This window comes from Psychrobacter sp. I-STPA6b, assembly GCF_020662265.1.
GTDB lineage: Bacteria > Pseudomonadota > Gammaproteobacteria > Pseudomonadales > Moraxellaceae > Psychrobacter.
In genome coordinates this window covers 1-20,196 of record NZ_VEWM01000082.1, presented here as the reverse complement: position 1 = coordinate 20,196, position 20,196 = coordinate 1, and the positions used below count along the sequence as shown (strand labels likewise).

At 41.6% G+C, this 20,196-nt stretch carries 11 protein-coding genes, 2 tRNA genes and 3 rRNA genes; 2 read left to right on the top strand and 14 right to left on the bottom strand.

Annotation, left to right across the window (positions count from 1 at the left end):
* Positions 1-8: 8 nt before the first annotated feature.
* The 8 genes from FHK88_RS11440 to FHK88_RS11405 form a co-directional block, all read right to left on the bottom strand.
* A complete protein-coding gene (locus FHK88_RS11440; RefSeq protein ID WP_227430881.1) occupies positions 9-1,082 on the bottom strand; it encodes a cache domain-containing protein in 1,074 nt (357 codons plus the stop codon).
* 1,285 nt (positions 1,083-2,367) lie between these two features.
* Positions 2,368-4,176, bottom strand: coding sequence for an aminopeptidase P family protein (locus FHK88_RS11435; protein WP_227430880.1), 1,809 nt, complete (start codon positions 4,174-4,176; stop codon positions 2,368-2,370).
* A 91-nt stretch (positions 4,177-4,267) separates the two neighbouring features.
* Positions 4,268-5,842, bottom strand: a complete 1,575-nt coding sequence (locus tag FHK88_RS11430) for a peptide MFS transporter (protein ID WP_227430879.1) — start codon at positions 5,840-5,842, stop codon at positions 4,268-4,270.
* 257 nt (positions 5,843-6,099) lie between these two features.
* The gene (locus FHK88_RS11425) at positions 6,100-6,537 is read right to left on the bottom strand and encodes a hypothetical protein (protein WP_227430878.1); all 438 of its coding nucleotides are present in this window, start codon (positions 6,535-6,537) and stop codon (positions 6,100-6,102) included.
* Positions 6,538-6,739: 202 nt separating this feature from the next.
* Positions 6,740-8,338, bottom strand: a complete 1,599-nt coding sequence (gene lnt, locus FHK88_RS11420) for an apolipoprotein N-acyltransferase (protein WP_227430877.1) — start codon at positions 8,336-8,338, stop codon at positions 6,740-6,742.
* Between the two features lie 173 nt (positions 8,339-8,511).
* Positions 8,512-9,381, bottom strand: coding sequence for a transporter associated domain-containing protein (locus FHK88_RS11415; protein WP_227430876.1), 870 nt, complete (start codon positions 9,379-9,381; stop codon positions 8,512-8,514).
* Positions 9,382-9,508: 127 nt separating this feature from the next.
* Positions 9,509-10,033, bottom strand: a complete 525-nt coding sequence (locus tag FHK88_RS11410) for a YcgN family cysteine cluster protein (RefSeq protein ID WP_227430923.1) — start codon at positions 10,031-10,033, stop codon at positions 9,509-9,511.
* 99 nt (positions 10,034-10,132) lie between these two features.
* Positions 10,133-10,594: a hypothetical protein gene (locus FHK88_RS11405; protein ID WP_227430875.1), complete on the bottom strand. Its 462-nt coding sequence runs from the start codon at positions 10,592-10,594 to the stop codon at positions 10,133-10,135.
* Positions 10,595-10,882: 288 nt separating this feature from the next.
* Here FHK88_RS11405 and FHK88_RS11400 point away from each other — a divergent pair, with 288 nt between their 5' ends.
* Positions 10,883-11,623 carry a dienelactone hydrolase family protein gene (locus tag FHK88_RS11400; protein WP_227430874.1) on the top strand — a complete coding sequence of 247 codons (741 nt, stop codon included), beginning with the start codon at positions 10,883-10,885 and terminating at the stop codon, positions 11,621-11,623.
* A gap of 150 nt (positions 11,624-11,773) precedes the next feature.
* Complete coding sequence (uvrC, locus tag FHK88_RS11395) at positions 11,774-13,612, top strand: excinuclease ABC subunit UvrC (protein ID WP_227430873.1); 1,839 nt, start codon at positions 11,774-11,776, stop codon at positions 13,610-13,612.
* Between the two features lie 8 nt (positions 13,613-13,620).
* Here uvrC and FHK88_RS11390 read toward each other — a convergent pair whose 3' ends face one another.
* From FHK88_RS11390 to FHK88_RS11365, 6 genes are all read right to left on the bottom strand, one after another.
* Positions 13,621-14,271, bottom strand: coding sequence for a hypothetical protein (locus FHK88_RS11390; RefSeq protein ID WP_227430872.1), 651 nt, complete (start codon positions 14,269-14,271; stop codon positions 13,621-13,623).
* A gap of 180 nt (positions 14,272-14,451) precedes the next feature.
* Positions 14,452-14,565 (bottom strand): 5S ribosomal RNA (gene rrf, locus FHK88_RS11385).
* 119 nt (positions 14,566-14,684) lie between these two features.
* Positions 14,685-17,538 (bottom strand): 23S ribosomal RNA (locus tag FHK88_RS11380).
* Positions 17,539-17,836: 298 nt separating this feature from the next.
* Positions 17,837-17,912 (bottom strand) — tRNA-Ala (locus tag FHK88_RS11375).
* A gap of 9 nt (positions 17,913-17,921) precedes the next feature.
* Positions 17,922-17,998, bottom strand: a tRNA-Ile gene (locus FHK88_RS11370).
* 61 nt (positions 17,999-18,059) lie between these two features.
* Positions 18,060-19,593, bottom strand: a 16S ribosomal RNA gene (locus FHK88_RS11365).
* The 16S, 23S and 5S rRNA genes sit together here with 2 tRNA genes alongside, the layout of an rRNA operon.
* Between the last annotated feature and the right edge of the window lie 603 nt (positions 19,594-20,196).

Here is a 20,196-nt window from a genome sequence, read left to right as displayed (position 1 = left end):
GAGTATTACTACCTTTTTGACAGTCTTTCCATTGCCATTTTTAAACTACGCTGTAAACGCTGAATGCTTTTTGCCAACTCACCAATCTCATCATCACGCTCAATACCAGCAACATCTTCCGTAAAGTTGCCACGGCTAATTTCATTCGACTGCGCAGTCAATGCATTGACCGGCTTGATTAACGAACTCAGCATAAACAGATAAAAAATAATTGAGCTAAGTATGGCTGCTATCACCGCAGTAATTGCAGCACTTTTACCCAATTGATTCGCTGGCGCAAGTACAGCAGCCTCATCCACAACAACACCGATATACCAACTTTTATCAATAGCAGTAAAGTTATCTAATGGATAAAAGGCAGTTAAGACCTTCTTTCCATCAATCATTGCTTCTTGGAAGCCTTCCGTTAATGTAGGAACTGCACCCTCATATAGCTCACTGATCGGTTTACCATATAAAGATTGGTCTGGGTAACTTATGATATCACCCTCTTTATTGACTAAGTAAGCATAGCCACTACCATTAAAATTCACTGCATTAACCGCGTCAGCAATATCCGCCAGCTCAATATCTCCCCCCATAGCGCCAATACTTTGATTACCCTGAAAAATCTGTGATACCACAGTAATCAACAAGCGGTTATCTTGTGAGTCTGGATAAGGCTCTGTCATCATCGCCTTATTACTAGATTTTGCTACCTCATACCAAGGTCTCGTACGTGCATCCCACTCACCCTCTGGTTGCCACGTTGGAGAAATCGCCTGTCCATCTGTATCAAGCGCCCCATAGTAATATGAAACCAGATCATTAAACCGTGTTGAATTTAGAACACGATACACATCTGCCTTATCGATATCATCGTCTTGCGATAAAATCTCTGCCATCCCTTGCATCGTATCAACACGTTCATTTAACCATGTCCCCACACTTTCACCTAACAGCTCTGAGGTTTCGTTAATACTCTGTTTACTTTGCTCTAACAGGCTTTTCTTAATAGTATTGTATTGCCAAAAAGAAAACACAGCGAATGCAACCAAAATAATAGAGGTTGCTATTAATGGAACTTTATACGAAATCTTCATAGAGTTGTTGCCTTGATAATCATAGAGGGTTCTTAGCTCTGTAGACAGTAGCTAAGCCAAAACTGCTTAAATAAAAACAGAGAAGAATAGAGTCTGTTGAACGTTCACCCTGTCAGGCTAATAGCTACAAGGGATATGTCTACTTTTTGCTTTCAGGTAAAAACTGGCTAAATTTGCCTTCTGATGTTCATAAACAGAGCGTTAATGAACTTGTTAATATCCTGCTTTTATTAACAAAAGCTACCTGTGTTCATCTTGACTAATTTACTGTTTTTCAAATCAGTATCTCAATTTTTCCTATAAAGATGACTATTCAACAGACCCAATAGATATGTACTTTGTTATGGATTTTAGGTGACACAAAGTTCAGTAATGCAGTAATCTATCTTCATAGTAATATTTATTGTGTAGCATCATATTTACCCATTTTGTCCATATAGTATCTAACACAATAGTTACTTGATAGTTACTTTTCATCTTCTATTGTATATTATTTATTCAATCCCCCCTCTATCTTACCAAAATTTTATTCCTATATAATAGTTTTTTTACCAATTATTCAAAACATTATTCCATTTCTGCTCACAACAAAGCGAGCCTTACTGTAAGTAAATATATAACAATACCTATTCAACCTGTATGAAACTAAGCTGATATATAATACAAATATACTAGAATCGACTTCTCTCAAAATGTAAAAATTAAAAAATAAAGTCAATAAAAACAATGAGTTAAAATATTTCCGCAAGTAGAAAAGTTAAGTAGCTCTAGCTTTTTCTACCATCAACTCCTTTATATTATTATAATTTAATTTTAAATACAATATAATATATCTTAACAATATAAATATAGAAAAAATGCTTTTGAGTATCCTCTAGCATCAAGGACATAAATAGGCAGTAATAAATATCAATGGTATAAATACCCTAAAAAAATTATGGATTAAAGCTCACATGTTTTATCAAAATAGTCATATTTAATATAGCTAATGACCATAGTTTATAAGTTTTCTATAAGCACAACAAATCAATCCTGATAACTTCTATTTTTTAATTCATTTCAAAATTTATTTTTTAAGCATATACATATGTTTTCAAAATATCTAAATCATAAACATACTGGCTACAGATTAACCCATGATTAAAACAAGGATTAATTGGGTCAATAACTGGCATCTATTTTGATACCAGTTATTATCAATGTGATTTTTTGATGGTTAATTTAAGGTAAGAATATGATGTTATCACACGCTAAAAATAAGGCACCGCTAAAATCAAGCAAAATATTAAATAGCTTGGGTACGCTCAGTTAACCAACTCAAAGCATCACCTTCCACCTTAGCACTAAGCTCAGTATAGACTCTCTGATGGTATTGGTTAAGCCACTCAATCTCACTGGGCTCTAAAAGAGAAGCCTCTATTAAACGGGTATCAATCGGACATAAGGTGACTGTCTCAAAATAAAGGTAGCTACCAAACCCTTGTTCTTCACTATGCTCAACTTTAATATTGGCTACAAGATTTTCAATACGAATGCCCCACTGTCCTTCACGATAAAGTCCAGGCTCATTACTGGTAATCATCCCAGCTTTCATTGCTCTCTCAGGAGTTTGACTGGCACTATAAGCAATGACTTGAGGTCCTTCATGCACATTTAAAAAGTAGCCAACGCCATGTCCTGTTCCATGTCCATAGTCTAGTTGATGCTTCCATAATGGCGCACGACAAATTGCATCAAGTGATGGTGAGGCAATACCTTCTGGGAAATGCGCCTGTGCTAAAGCAATATGAGCCTTTAACACTAAGGTAAAATCACGTTTTTGCTCAGCCGTTACTGTACCAATACCCACAACTCGGGTAATATCTGTTGTACCATTTTGATACTGCCCACCAGAGTCAATTAGCAGTAGTCCATCATCATCAAAATAACTAAAGCTCTCTGCTGTTGCTCGATAATGAGGCAATGCACCGTTTGCATTAAATCCCGCTATCGTTGGAAAGCTTGGTGATACATAGTGAGGCTGACGGCTACGTGCTTCTATTAACATGCTATCAACATCCAACTCGCTGAGCCTCTCCCCTGCACCCAACCGCTGTTCAAATAGACTAAAAAACTCACACAGAGCAGCACCATCTTGGCGCATGGCTTCACGAATATGCTCAATATCTTCCGAACTTTTAACAGACTTCAATAAAGTACTGGGGGCGATACGCTCAATAATACCAACGCCATCTGCCAACTGTACCAATGTTCCCACTGCCACTTTATTAGGGTCTAACAGTAATCTATCTTCAGCACTCAAAACTGCTAAAGAGGATTGCACTTGCTCATAATCTGCCAAGGCAATGCCTGCCTGCTCAAGTTGTAATTGAATATCTGCTGATACTTTTGCCAAATCAACAAATAAAGTCGCCTCATCAGCACTTATTAGCATATACGCTAAAAATACTGGATTATAATCAACATCACTACCTCGTAAATTAGTAAGCCAAGCAATATCATCTAAACTCGACAGTAAATGATGTGTAGCAGATAATGCCTCCAACTCTTCACGCACACGTTGTAGCTTTTGTTTGGCAGATTGTGAAACAAACTGAGCATCATGAGGATATAAAGAAGCAACTGGTAGACTGGGGCGATTTTCCCATACTGCTTGCAAAGGGTCAGTATGCCACTCAATATCAATACCCTGCTCAGTCAGTGCAGAAGACATCTGTTGCTCATCAGCCATCGACAGTACGTCACCATCTATTGCGACCACATCTCCTGCTTTTAAGTTTTCTGCAAGCCAATCAATATGATTGGGTGCGCCTCGTTGTAGTTTTTGTAATGTAATACCTGTATCAGATAACTGCTCTGCAGCTTGCACCCAATAACGACTATCTGTCCACAATCCAGCAAAATCTTGAGTGACAACTACTGTACCAACTGACCCAGTAAAACCTGAAAGCCATTGCCTGCCTTGCCAATATTCCGGTAAATATTCCGATAAATGTGGATCAGCAGAGGGTATAATGACTGCAGTAAAAGCTTGCTTACTCATATATTGGCGCAAGGCTACTAAGCGTGCTTGAATGGTATTTTTATCTGTCATAATTTCCTCTTTTTATAGATATAAAACAGCAAAAAACGTGCCACCAGTTATGGTAGCACGTTGATAGCACAATTAAAGTTGAGTGACTGCGCTAAGTTTGTGTATTTGGCGCATTTCTTTGTAACAATGCCTCAATAGGCTTGGATAATATCAATAAAACTACTGCTGTACCAACCAAAAATAGTGCCATTGTAGTAAATAGATTAGGTAAGCTTTCAATCTTATCAGCCGAAACATAACCACCAAAAAAACTAGCAACTAAGTTACCAAGAGCAAATGATGTATAAAACAGCCCCATAATCTGCCCCTGCATGCCACTAGGAGCCAACTTTGTCATTGACGACATCCCTACAGGACTTAACATTAACTCTCCTAATGTCAATAATAACAAACTACCCACTAGCCACAGTGGAGAAGCCAAAGTACCTACTTCTGATAGTACACTTTTTGTTGCCAAGACCATTAAACCAAAGCCTGCCGCCGCTAGCAGCATACCCATAGCAAACTTTACCATACTACTTGGCTCTATATGACGCTCACCTAGCTTAACCCAAACGATACTCACTATTGGAGCAAGTAATAAGATAAATAATGGATTTAATGACTGAAACCAAATACTTGGAATATGAAATCCCATCACTTCTAAGTCTGTATAACGGTCTGCAAATAAATTAAATGATGTTGGTTGTTGCTCAAAGCTAGACCAAAATAATGTCGAACTTACTATTAATAAAAAGCAAACTAATAAACGTGACTTATCTACCTTACTTAGCTTGGGGGATAACAGCATCACTGCAAAATATAATATCACCACAACCGCAATGCTATATATCATATATCCAGCCACCGCAACGGCATTAAAAGGTAGTAGTCCTACTGCTACTGCCCAAACTGTAATGACTAATATTACACCACTAGCAAATACCCAACGCCCAATTTTTCGCTGTTTATCCTGATAATTCTGACCTTGAGGCCGCTCCCAATCTACAAGATTACCTTTGGCATGTGCATACAACCGCAACGTTTTCCGTGCCGAAAATTGGTAGATTAATAGCGCAATTAACATACCAATACCACCCACACCAAAGCCAGTGTGCCACATACCTTTTTCTCTAAAAACACCCACTATCAGGGCAGCCAATAACGCCCCAATATTAATACCCATATAAAAAATGGTGAATCCTGCATCACGTCGTGTATCTCCATTGGGATATAATGACCCCACCATAACGGTAATACAAGTCTTAAACAATCCTGAGCCAATAACAATAAAAATTAGCCCAATAAAAAATAGTACTATTCCAAAAACTACAGATAAGGCTATCGATAAATGCCCCAATGCAATGATAATACTGCCCCACCACAAAGCGCGCTCTTGTCCTAACCAATTATCGGCTAACCAGCCTCCTGGCACAGTTGCCAAATATAAAGAACCTGCAAAAATACCATAAATCGCTGATGCAGTTGCTTCATCAAAACCAAAGCCTCCATTGCTTACAGCAGCAACCATAAACAACACCAATAGAGGACGGATACTATAATAAGAGAACTTCTCCCACATTTCAGTAAAAAACAAAGGGCGTAATGGCTTTGGATGTCCCATAAAACCTTGCTCCAAAGTATCAACCTTTACCCCAACCAATTTTCCTTGTCTTTCTACTGTCATCACATATTTCCTTAATCCTTGTCACAACAAAAACTGAATCCAAACTCTATAGACTCAGAGAAAATAGACCCAATAAAAAACCCGCCTGTGCAATACACAAGGCGAGTTCTTATGAAAAGAGAAATCAGAAAGATACCTGATTCATCTTAGTCCTGCAAGCATCTAAATAAACAAATTCTCTACCGCATCAAAACTTTTTTTAGTAAGTCTTTAGAACATCACAATAACAGACGATCACTTCTTAATAGATGTCTTATCTAGTTTGTTGTTTCTTCAGTAGTCTCTGCTGTTTCTGCTGCTGTATCAGTTGTATCTTGTGCTTCAGCAGTCGCCTCTTCACCTCCAACTGTCGCAGTCGCTGTTGCCGAACCAGCTTGAGCTGTTACAGTTGCTGGCTCAGATGATGCATCTGCTTGTGCCTCTGCCACTTCTTCATCTGCCGCAGACACCACTGCCTGCTGCTCTGACTCTGAAGCATCTAGCTCAGATTGCTCAGGGTCACTAACAACTGTCCCAACCTTATCTCCATCCACAGTAACAACATCCTCAGAAGCTGTCTCTGCAGTGATATGCTCCTGAGCTGGACGTAAGTATCCAGAAATGGCGATAAGTGCTACTATTGCCACAAATCCTAAAACACCAACCAGCGCAAATATCACTTCCTTTTTAGGGCTATTTTGCGATGCATCTGCCATGCGACACCTACCTTAAACAAAGATGAATATTAAATTAACAATAAAAATAAAATAATTAGGGTATTTGTATCAATATCAACTTGATATCCACAAAGACCTTTGCTGGAGCTATTATATACCAATTTTTGCTACTTTGTGAAAACCCCTAAGTTTTTTAGGGTATTAAACACCCCGAATATAGCAAATCAACCACATTTATTTTCTATGAATTTCTACGAGTCGAAGGTCGTGCCAAACGATGACCTAAATAGCTCAAAAACAGTAAAATACTAACAATAAACAATATTGGATAACTACCAAAACGTACAAAAGGTGTCATGCCTGTTCGTGCCTGTAGCTCACCGCGCAACACTGTACGTTTAAACTGTGGCGCTTGTGCAACAATACGCCCCTTATCATCAATAATAGCGGTGACACCTGTATTTGTTGCTCGTATAAACCAACGCCCTGTCTCTAATGCCCGCATCTGTACCATCTGCAAATGTTGTAATGGACCAGCCGACGTACCAAACCATGCGTCATTTGAAATGGTCAATAAAAAATCGGTATTCTGCGCATTACGACGTGTTGTATCTGGATAAGCAACCTCATAGCAAATAGCTGCACCCAGATGATGCCCACGAACTTGTAATGGTGACTGTTTATCTGTGCCTCGGCTATAACTTAGAATTTCTTGACTACCGGCCAAATTGGGGAATAAATCTAGCGCACCTTCAAAAGGAATATACTCACCAAAAGGAACTAAGCGTTGTTTTTTATACAACCCATCAGCCTGTGCACCTAGCGCAATTACACTGTTATAAAATGGTGGATACTTATCTTTTTGTGGATCAAAAGCAGCCTCATCCTTAAATGGAATACCTGTTACCCATGTCGTATTTGTAGACTTGGCAATTTTTACCATCTCATTAATAAAACCCCAAGCCTGCGTCTGAAACATAGGAATAGATGATTCAGGCCAAACCACAATATCTTGCCCCCACTCACTACGGGTCAGCTCAGCATATATCTTCAGTGTCTCAAACTGATACTCAGTTAGCCATTTTAAATCTTGAGGAATATTTCCTTGAATTAAGGATACTGTCAATGGGGGCTCATCTTTTGCCTGTGTCCATTGTGGATTCACAAACCACAATGCCGTACTACCTAGCAAAATAACCACACTCAGCAACAAGTAGCCAACTCGGTGACGAAATATCTCTACAATACTGGCAGATAACAACACCACCACAAAAGAAACAGCAAATACGCCAGCCACAGGTGCCAAAGAAGATAGCCAATACTGCTCTGTAAACGCATAACCCACAAACAGCCACGGAAACCCTGTAAACAACCACGTCTTTAACCACTCTTGCACCACCCACAGTGACGCAAATGCCAAAGGTTGCTTGCCTAAAAAGCGATTAAACACCCAAGCCAGCACGGCATGAAACAGCCCCATCCCAAGACCCATTACCGCAATGGCTAATAGAGACAACCAAGCTGGTGTATCACCATAATCATGGATAGAAGTATATAGCCAAAATGCACCCACACACCACAACCCCATACCATAGGCTTCACCTAAAACAAATGCCTGCTTTCCTGAAAGCTTTGACAAAAGCAAGGCATATAAGATTGCAGGAGAGATAATCGCCAGCACCCAATATCCATAAGGCGACAACGATAACATAAACATTGCCCCTGCCAACCACGCCAGCAACAAACGTACCCCAAAAGGTAAATTGTTCCATAATAACCAGCTAGATGCCTTGCGCTCTGCTGATAATCGGGACTGTAAATAATGGGTAGAAGGACGCATAATAATTCCAGCCAAATATAATAAACTTGCGTATCATACCAACGTTAAACAAAAAATACTAAAGCATAGACATAAAAGGTAGACACAAAAAATGCCCCAGTTTATATTCAACTGGAGCAAAAGTACTTATCTATCTACTGATAGATAATAAGCAACGATAAAAAACGCACAAACTAAACATCCATCAAAGTCAACTCAAGCTCTTTAATAAAGCGCCCATCAACATCGAGAACCTTTATCCGCCAGTTATCAATCTCTACTTCCTGACCTTGTAAATCACCAACATGACCCAATGTCTGCATCACCAAACCACCCATGGTATCCACTTCTGCATCATCGAAGCTGGTATGTAGTCTCTCATTACAATCTTCAATCAATGTAGATGCTTGAACAATCCATGTATTAGGCTTAGTTGGATGCTCAACGATATTATTAACGTCGCTATCCTCATCAAAGTCATCATGCTCATCAACAATATCGCCAACAATTTCTTCGAGTAAGTCTTCCATGGTCACCACACCGACCATATTTCCAAACTCATCAATCACTACCGCCATATGTACTTGTGTACGCTGTAGTGAGCGTAATAACGTATCAGAACGAGCCGTCTCATTAATATATAAAGGCTGACGCACCAAATCTTTAATGCGTAATCCAACCGTATTACTCTGGTCTCGACGCATCGCAACCAAAATAGGAATCAAATCTTTTGCCAATAAAATACCAATAACGGCATCATCATCTTGGCTATCAAAAACAGGATAGCGAGAGTGCGTCGTCTCCAAAATGACATCTAAAATATCATCCAAACTATCACTCTCATGAATACCCACAACTTGTGGGCGTGGTGTCATAATCTCCCGTACTTGCGTCGCGGGCAAATCTAAAACACCCTCTAGCATATCTACAGTATCTGGCTCTAAAAACTGCCGTGAATCATGAACCAAACGAATCAATTCATCACGGGTTTCTGGAGCCGCTTGTAGCCAGCGCTTAAGACCGCGCATAGACCAACTACTCGAGCTTGGATTGTCGTCCGACATGGTAGGGTAAGTTAACCTCGTATGTGACTAATTTGTTCTCACTTTATCCCATGACCCACTGACATTCAACGCCAAATTTCAGCAATTTGTATTATCCGTGTGTTTCTTGAACAATATTTATCCAAAATCACGGATATACCCACTGTACTATACGCTCTTCAAGCATATCCTCACTCACCACCGTCTCACTAATACAGCGTCCAGCAACACCCACTCCAGAGGCTTTCATACCCTGACGAGTTCGTCTTTTATCTTTTGTAATTAACAAATGCCATTGTGGCAGTGGTTGACCCAAAAACAAACGCTTATAAGCACAATTATGCGGTAACCATAACATGTCCTGTAACTTATCCACTGTCAGAGAGATACAATCGGGCACAAAGCGCTGGCGATGCTCATAATTAGAGCAATACCCAGTCTGACAGTCTAGTAACTGACAGGCAACATCTGTATATTCCACCGCATCTGGCTCATCCTCTTCCTCCAAAAACTTCACCAAACAGCAAGCACCACAGCCATCACACAACGCTTCCCACTCAGCCTGTGTAAGCTCAGTTAAATCATAATGTTGCCAAAAATTCTCTCGCAACTCATTAGTAAAAGTCCATTCTTGTACAGAAGATGTGGTCTGTTTTTCATTTATATTCGGCATATTGGCTGACTGAGTCTGGCTAGTGGAATGTTTGGTTTGTTGTTGACTACTTGCACCTTTAGTATGGTGCTGAGTAAGTAAATTTAATGTCATAAAAAATTATAAATTTAACCATTCAAAAATATAAGGTAGAAATTTGATCAAGACATACATACCAATAATTATCATACCCACAGATACAATCTCTATTACCAAGTTCATCATGCTTGGTTTTGGTGGCTCAGCCCCTTCCTCTTGTAGCTCAATGATGGCTTGTCTTTTGACCATCTCATCAAGATTAATAACCACATCATCACTAACTTTCAATATACGACTGTCTTGCTGATAATCTTGCCTGATGTCTTGTAAACCTTTTTGGTACACTGATTCTAAGTCTGCTCTTAATTCATCAGCTTCTGCCTGAGTTGCATTCAGTGATTGTATATCTGCTTCAAAACATGCCAACATCTCTTGATGCATTTCAAGATATCTTTGCTCACTTTCTTGTTGCATACGCTGTTTAATTTCAGCCATCTTGGCAGTTAGCTTTTTTTCATAAGCTTGAATTTTTCTATGGCTCACTTTACTTTTCATGGTAAATACTGTCATCACTATCATAAAATAATCAGTGACTATAATAATGTATTTTTGCAAACAATATTTACCAATCGCTATGTTCACATTTTTTTAACCGAAATGATGGCAACTATCTGTTATGGTTGGGGTTTATTGAGTATTCAGCTTTGTAAGGACAATTGAGCCATAGCTGTCCCCCTTGAAAATATAGGCTTAACGAGATGAATATTCAATAAATCGTAAAATTCAACAAACAAAATTTATCTTAAACCAACAACATAAGGACATCACAATATGAGTATTAAAACCTATGAATTACCTAGCATTAGCGATAATGGCATCGAACTTAGAAGCTATGTTGCATTACCTGAAAGTGCCAGCGATGACAACCCTGTAGCAGGCATTTTAGTTGCTCCAGAATGGTGGGGGGTTGTTGAACATCCACGCCAAGTCACAGAACGTCTTGCCGAAGCTGGTTTTGCTGCTGTTGCCATGGATGTCTATGGTGAAGGCAAACTAACTACCGATGCTGCTCAAGCCAATGAATGGATGGAACAAGTCCTTTCTGATCAAGACATGCTCATGGCACGTTGTCGTCAAATTCTCAATGATTTTGGTGACCAAATGGCAGTTGATGCAACACGTATTGGTATTGCAGGCTACTGTTTTGGTGGCAAAATTGCGCTTGATATGGCACGAGAAGGCATGCCAATTAAAGCAGTAGCAACCTTTCATGGCAACCCTACTCCAAAACAACCTGCTGAAAAAGGCAAATTTACTGCCAAAGTCTTAGTTGCTCATGGACGTGAAGACAGCATGGTATCACTAGAAGCCATTGAAGGCTTAAAACAAGAGCTTGATAATGCTGATGTCAGCTATACCATTGATATTTATGATAACGCAAAACATGGCTTTACCAACCCTAACGCAGATCAACGCGCCAAAGAAAATGGCGTTGATTTAGGTTACAACGAAACAGCAGCCAAACAAAGCTGGGATAAAATGATTGAATTTATGCGCACCAACTTAGCATAATTCACGTTTCTGTCCCATTATCTATATACCTCACTCGCCCAATTATTCCCCATAATGGATAATTGGGCATTTTTATTACCCTTGCAAAAAAGACAAGCTCACCCCATAAATAACTGTTATACCTTCATTTTATTTTAGGTCACCTCCGCCATGTCTAAAGCTAATACCTCACAAGAAGACAGAGCTACTCGGCTAAACCATCTTATCAAACGCCTTCCCAACTTACCCGGTGTTTATAAGATGTTAGGCAAAAATGAAGAAATACTATATGTTGGCAAAGCAAAATCTTTAAAAAACAGAGTAAATAGCTACTTTGCAAAAACCATAGAACACCCAAAAACACGGGCTTTGGTAGCTCGTATTGATAATATTGAAACCATCATCACTCGCTCAGAAACAGAAGCCTTACTTCTTGAACAAAACCTTATTAAAGAATACCGACCACCTTATAATGTTGTTTTAAGAGACGGCAAATCTTACCTATATATTTTTATCTCAGCAGATACACCCTATCCACGTTTGGCATATGGTCGTGGCAAAGGCAATCATCAAAAAGGACGCTTCTTTGGTCCTTATCCTTCTGCACATGCAGCTAAAGAAACTTTAGTATTGATGCAAAAAATGTTTCAAATGCGTCAATGTAGCAACACCTTTTTTCGACAACGCAAACGTCCTTGTCTTGAATATCAAATCAAACGTTGTCGCGCTCCTTGTGTCGGTTTAGTATCTCCAGAAGACTATGCAGAAGATGTCAATAACACCATCCGTTTTCTAAAAGGTGACTCTAGTGACATTCACCAAACCCTGATAGAAAAAATGGAAACTGCCGCTGAAGCACTCAACTTCGAACAGGCTGCATTTTATCGTGACCAACTCGCCATGCTCCGAGAAGTACAGGCAAAACAAGCCGTCTATACCGTCAAAGGAGAAGCTGATGTTATTGCTATAGCCAGTCAAGCAGGGATTACCTGTATCAATGTTCTTACGGTACGTGGTGGGCGAGTATTGGGTGGCAAAAACTACTTTCCTGATGTCGATAGTAGTGAGCCACTAGCAGAAAATCTATCTGCTTTTGTCACCTCATTTTATTTCCAAGTCACCGATGACTTACCCCCCGAGATTATTATTAGTCATGAGCTCAGTGATCAAGAGGCTATCCAAGAAGCTCTGATTAGCCATTTTGATAGTAAAGTTAACATTAAAACCAATGTACGTGAGCAACGTGCTGAATGGTTGGAGCTTGCCAAGCTCAATGCCAATAATGCATTGAAAACCAAACTTGGTGATTATTTAGAGCTACAATCTCGCTTTAGTGCACTAAAACAAACCTTAGCCCCCATTACTGATAGAGCCATTGACCGTATAGAATGTTTTGATATTTCGCATACCATGGGAGAAGCAACCATTGCCAGTTGTGTTGTCTTTGACCAAGGTGGCGCACGCAAACGTGACTATCGACAATATGCCATTCATGACATCCAAGGTGGTGATGATTATGCTGCGATGAAACAAGCCCTTACTCGGCGGTATAAAAAACAGCCACTACCCGATATATTGCTAATTGATGGTGGTAAAGGGCAACTTAATATGGCAAAAGAAGTATTAACAGAGTTAGGAATCTTAGAAGATACTTTATTAATTGGGGTTGCTAAGGGAGAAGGACGCAAAGCAGGATTAGAAGTATTGCACTTTATCAACCATGAGCCGTTAGATTTACCCATGGATAGCAAAGCCCTGCATCTGATTATGCACATACGTGATGAAGCACACCGCTTTGCCATTACCGCACACCGCAAAAAACGTGACAAACGTCGCTCCTCTTCTGTCTTAGAAGTCATACCCGGACTTGGTGAAAAAAGACGACGGGAACTGCTTAATCACTTTGGTGGATTACAACAACTGTTAGGCGCATCACAACAAGAGCTTGCAGGGGTAAAAGGTATTGGCGATGTATTGGCAAAAACGATTTATAAGGTGTTGCATGAGTGATGGCTTAATCAACCTACTAAATGCTGTACCTTTACCACACTACGGCATACCCCAAAAACCATTTCAATAGGTGAGTCATTCAACTCAAACTTAATATCAAGCCTTTCTAAAAACTGTACATGCTCTAAAAGCTCAGATTCTAATACACGACTAACAAGGACTAAAGACTGACCACTTTCTAGATGTTTTTTTAACTCAACCATATTTATAAAAGTAGGAAAATAATATTTAAATCTTTTTACTTCCTGAGTGGTTAATTTCCTATCTATTGTAAATACAATATCCTTAAGACGCTCATTGACAATCAGACTTTGCAGACCGATATATTCATCATCAAACTCAATTTTATAGATATGCCCAAACTTCAAAGGTGCGAAAGTATATCCTGTATTAGCAACTATTCCTAATATACGAACTTTAACAATATATAAAATTTCTGACCCAGCCTTACCAGGCAGTGGATTAGGCAATGACTGTACTAAAGTTGCTAGTTGATCACCATGAACCAAAATCCCCGGCATAATAGGGTCACTGATTCTCTTTTTATTGATATGATCATATATAACAGACATACAACCAGAGATTTCAGCTATACCACTCACTTCAATCTCTGTTCCTATAACAATATCCCATTTCTCGATAGCTTCTATAACTCGCATATTCTTTAAACCTTAATAATCTATTATTGGGATTAGTTTAAAACAAATATCATAGAGCAACTACGTAGAAAAGAAGGTGAAATTGTACGGTAAACACAATAATTGTAAATCGTCTGATAAATTGAGGGCACAATAAAAAGCCCCCATTAACGAATGTTAAAGGGGGCTTTAGGTATAGGGAGCTGACGATGACCTACTCTCACATGGGCGAACCACACTACCATTGGCGCTAAGATGTTTCACTTCTGAGTTCGGGAAGGGATCAGGTGGTTCCATCTTGCTATTGTCGTCAGCAAAGGGGGTTAGATATGAGTCTAAAGTGTTAAATATATTAAGCTAAATCAAGCTAAGTAAAATCGGATGATATAAAATCGTTATCAAGACTTGTTTATACAAAACCAATTGGGTGTTGTATGGTCAAGCCAAACGAGCAATTAGTACAGGTTAGCTACACGTATCACTACGCTTCCACACCCTGCCTATCAACGTCCTAGTCTTGAACGGCTCTTAGGGGAAATCTAATCTTGAGGTGGGCTTCCCGCTTAGATGCTTTCAGCGGTTATCCCATCCGAACGTAGCTACCGGGCAATGCCATTGGCATGACAACCCGAACACCAGCGGTTCGTCCACTCTGGTCCTCTCGTACTAGGAGCAGATCCTCTCAAATTTCCAACGCCCACGGTAGATAGGGACCGAACTGTCTCACGACGTTCTAAACCCAGCTCGCGTACCTCTTTAAATGGCGAACAGCCATACCCTTGGGACCTGCTTCAGCCCCAGGATGAGATGAGCCGACATCGAGGTGCCAAACACCGCCGTCGATATGAACTCTTGGGCGGTATCAGCCTGTTATCCCCAGAGTACCTTTTATCCGTTGAGCGATGGCCCTTCCATACAGAACCACCGGATCACTAAGACCTACTTTCGTACCTGCTCGACTTGTGGGTCTCGCAGTTAAGCGCGCTTCTGCCTTTATACTCTTTGAACGATTTCCGACCGTTCTGAGCGCACCTTCGTACTCCTCCGTTACTCTTTAGGAGGAGACCGCCCCAGTCAAACTACCCACCATACATTGTCCTCGATACTGTTATATCTGAGTTAGAACCCCAACATGACCAGGGTGGTATTTCAAGGATGGCTCCACAAATACTGGCGTATCTGCTTCAAAGCCTCCCACCTATCCTGCACAAGTCAGGTCAAAGTTCAATGTAAAGCTGTAGTAAAGGTTCACGGGGTCTTTCCGTCTAGCCGCGGGTACACAGCATCTTCACTGCGATTTCGATTTCACTGAGCCTCTGCTGGAGACAGCGCTGCCATCATTATGCCATTCGTGCAGGTCGGAACTTACCCGACAAGGAATTTCGCTACCTTAGGACCGTTATAGTTACGGCCGCCGTTTACTGGGGCTTCGATCAAGACCTTCGCTTACGCTAAGCCCATCAATTAACCTTCCAGCACCGGGCAGGCATCACACCCTATACGTCCACTTTCGTGTTTGCAGAGTGCTGTGTTTTTAATAAACAGTTGCAGCAGCCTGGTATCTGCGACTGTCAATAGCTTACAGAGCAAGTCCTTCACCATCGACAGCGTACCTTCTCCCGAAGTTACGGTACCATTTTGCCTAGTTCCTTCAGCAGAGTTCTCTCAAGCGCCTTGGTATTCTCTACCTGACCACCTGTGTCGGTTTCGGGTACGATTCGTTTATGACTATCGCTTAGAAGCTTTTCCTGGAAGCATGGTATTTGCCACTTCGCTGTACATGTACAGCTTGCTATCAGATCTCAGTATTAAGTGACCGGATTTGCCTAATCACTCTACCTACATCCTTCCACCTGGATAACCATCACCAGGCTGGCATAACCTTCTCCGTCCCTCCATCGCATCATAAACAAGTATTGGAATATTAACCAATTTCCCATCGACTACGCCTTTCGGCCTCGCCTTAGGGGTCGACTCACCCAGCCCCGATTAACGTTGGACTGGAACCCTTGGTCTTCCGGCGTGCGAGCTTTTCACTCGCATTATCGTTACTCACGTCAGCATTCGCTCTTGTGATACCTCCAGCATGCCTTACAACACACCTTCACAGGCTTACACAACGCTCCCCTACCACTTGAAACAATTTTCAAATCCGCAGCTTCGGCTCCTAGTTTGAGCCCCGTTACATCTTCCGCGCGGGCCGACTCGACTAGTGAGCTATTACGCTTTCTTTAAAGGGTGGCTGCTTCTAAGCCAACCTCCTAGCTGTCTATGCCTTCCCACTTCGTTTCCCACTTAACTAGGAATTTGGGGCCTTAGCTGGCGGTCTGGGTTGTTTCCCTCTCCACGACGGACGTTAGCACCCGCCGTGTGTCTCCCGGATATCACTCATCGGTATTCGGAGTTTGCATCGGTTTGGTAAGTCGGTATGACCCCCTAGCCGAAACAGTGCTCTACCCCCAATGGTGTTCGTCCGAGGCGCTACCTAAATAGCTTTCGGGGAGAACCAGCTATCACCGAGTTTGATTAGCCTTTCACCCCTATCCACAAGTCATCCCCTGGCTTTTCAACGACAGTGGGTTCGGTCCTCCGATGCCTGTTACGGCACTTTCAACCTGCTCATGGATAGATCACTCGGTTTCGGGTCTATACCCTGCAACTAGACGCCCTATTAAGACTCGGTTTCCCTACGGCTCCCCTATTCGGTTAACCTCGCTACAGAATATAAGTCGCTGACCCATTATACAAAAGGTACGCGGTCACGGAACAAGTCCGCTCCCACTGCTTGTACGCACACGGTTTCAGGTTCTATTTCACTCCCCTCACAGGGGTTCTTTTCGCCTTTCCCTCACGGTACTGGTTCACTATCGGTCAGTCAGGAGTATTTAGCCTTGGAGGATGGTCCCCCCATCTTCATACAGGATTTCTCGTGTCCCGCACTACTTAATATGCTTCTTCTAATGTTTCGAATACGGGACTATCACCCACTATGGTCAGCTTTCCCACACTGTTCTTCTACATTAGAGTCCGTCGGCTCCTCCCCGTTCGCTCGCCGCTACTAGGGGAATCTCATTTGATGTCTTTTCCTCGAGTTACTGAGATGTTTCACTTCACTCGGTTCGCTTCCTAATAAATTAGGATACCTAGCTTATGCTAGGTGGGTTTCCCCATTCAGAAATCTCCGGATCGCAGGATATTGCCACCTCCCCGAAGCTTATCGCAGGCTGTCACGTCTTTCTTCGCCTCTGACTGCCAAGGCATCCACCATGTGCGCTTCATTACTTGACCATACAACCCCAATTAGTCTTAGGATTCTATGTAGTAATGATAACGATATCACCTATGTTTACGCTTGATTCAGTTCTCTTTACTTTCGATAACCAACCCTTGGGATAACAACTGATGTCATTAAAGGTTGATTATCAGGTTAAATTATATATTGTGTATATATAACTTAACCCAGACTCATATCTATGTTTTTAAATAATCATAATGCCTTCGTCAGGTCATTATCATCTGTATAAAACAGAAGAAAATAATCTATATATAAAATTACTTTGTTCTGCTTTCGCTTCACTCTATATCATGGTGGAGCCAAGGAGAGTCGAACTCCTGACCTCCTGCGTGCAAGGCAGGCGCTCTACCAACTGAGCTATGGCCCCGTAGTTATTTGGTGGGTCTGATAAGACTTGAACTTATGACCCCCGCGTTATCAACACGGTGCTCTAACCAACTGAGCTACAGACCCCGAGCTTAGCTTAAACTAAAGAACAACTTGTTGTGAATTCTTGCTGACCGAATGTCGTTTTTAAGGAGGTGATCCAGCCGCAGGTTCCCCTACGGCTACCTTGTTACGACTTCACCCCAGTCATTGACCACACCGTGGTGATCGCCCTCCTAAGTTAGGCTAACCACTTCTGGTGCAATCAACTCCCATGGTGTGACGGGCGGTGTGTACAAGGCCCGGGAACGTATTCACCGCGGCATTCTGATCCGCGATTACTAGCGATTCCGACTTCATGGAGTCGAGTTGCAGACTCCAATCTGGACTACGATAGGCTTTTTGAGATTCGCATCACATCGCTGTGTAGCTGCCCTCTGTACCTACCATTGTAGCACGTGTGTAGCCCTGGTCGTAAGGGCCATGATGACTTGACGTCGTCCCCGCCTTCCTCCAGTTTGTCACTGGCAGTATCCTTAGAGTTCCCGGCCAAACCGCTGGTAACTAAGGAAAAGGGTTGCGCTCGTTGCGGGACTTAACCCAACATCTCACGACACGAGCTGACGACAGCCATGCAGCACCTGTATCACAATTCCCGAAGGCACTCCCGTATCTCTACAGGATTCTGTGTATGTCAAGACCAGGTAAGGTTCTTCGCGTTGCATCGAATTAAACCACATGCTCCACCGCTTGTGCGGGCCCCCGTCAATTCATTTGAGTTTTAACCTTGCGGCCGTACTCCCCAGGCGGTCTACTTATTGCGTTAGCTGCGTCACTAAGAGATCAAGTCCCCCAACGACTAGTAGACATCGTTTACGGCGTGGACTACCAGGGTATCTAATCCTGTTTGCTACCCACGCTTTCGAACCTCAGTGTCAGTATGATGCCAGGAAGCTGCCTTCGCCATCGGTATTCCTTCAGATCTCTACGCATTTCACCGCTACACCTGAAATTCTACTTCCCTCTCACCTACTCTAGCTAACCAGTATCAGATGCAGTTCCCAGGTTAAGCCCAGGGATTTCACATCTGACTTAATTAGCCACCTACGCTCGCTTTACGCCCAGTAATTCCGATTAACGCTTGCACCCTCTGTATTACCGCGGCTGCTGGCACAGAGTTAGCCGGTGCTTATTCTGCAGCTAATGTCATCGCTTATGGGTATTAACCATAAGGTCTTCTTCACTGCTTAAAGTGCTTTACAACCAAAAGGCCTTCTTCACACACGCGGCATGGCTGGATCAGGGTTCCCCCCATTGTCCAATATTCCCCACTGCTGCCTCCCGTAGGAGTCCGGACCGTGTCTCAGTTCCGGTGTGGCTGATCATCCTCTCAGACCAGCTACAGATCGTCGCCTTGGTAGGCCTTTACCCCACCAACTAGCTAATCTGACTTAGGCTCATCTAATAGCGAGAGCTACAAGTAGCCCCCTTTCTCCCGTAAGACGTATGCGGTATTAATTCGAGTTTCCCCGAGCTATCCCCCACTACTAGGCAGATTCCTAAGCATTACTCACCCGTCCGCCGCTAATCCAGTCTAGCAAGCTAGACCTTCATCGCTCGACTTGCATGTGTTAAGCCTGCCGCCAGCGTTCAATCTGAGCCATGATCAAACTCTTCAGTTTAATCTTCTTGGAATCTTTTAAGATGATTCCTAATCTTGGCTCATTCTTTAATCGTATAGTCTTTCGACTACTGGCATTTTATTGCTCATTCGTATGTTCGTAATGAATTAACTTTTGAGTTTTCTTGCCTTAAAGAATGATAATCTTTTTATAGTTAGTCTTTGACCAACTTTAATTCATTAACATTCTGTGTCAGCAAAAATCCACACAAGTTGTTCTTTAGTTTGCTTTTAAATAGTTGACATACAATGTCTTCCATTGTATGTTATATCTAAACTAAGATAGCCTTCAATTTGAAGTTACTCATATTTGAGTGTTTATCTTGCTTAGTGAGCCATCCAGTATATCATGTTTTTAATATCTGTCAAGCTTTTTTTCAATTCTTTTTTTCTTCGTTTCAATCTAAACCCTTCCATTCAACAATTAATCAATTGTTTCATTAAAGTGTTTAGCTCGTCCCGATGAGGTGCGTATTATACGCTAATCTCCCTCACTGTCAAGAAGTTTTTTATCTTTATTTTTAGTTGGTTGTTTTTATCCATCTCTGAATAATTCCACCCAACTTCAAATATCCACTAACTCAATTTCCCAAGCTAGCCTTCC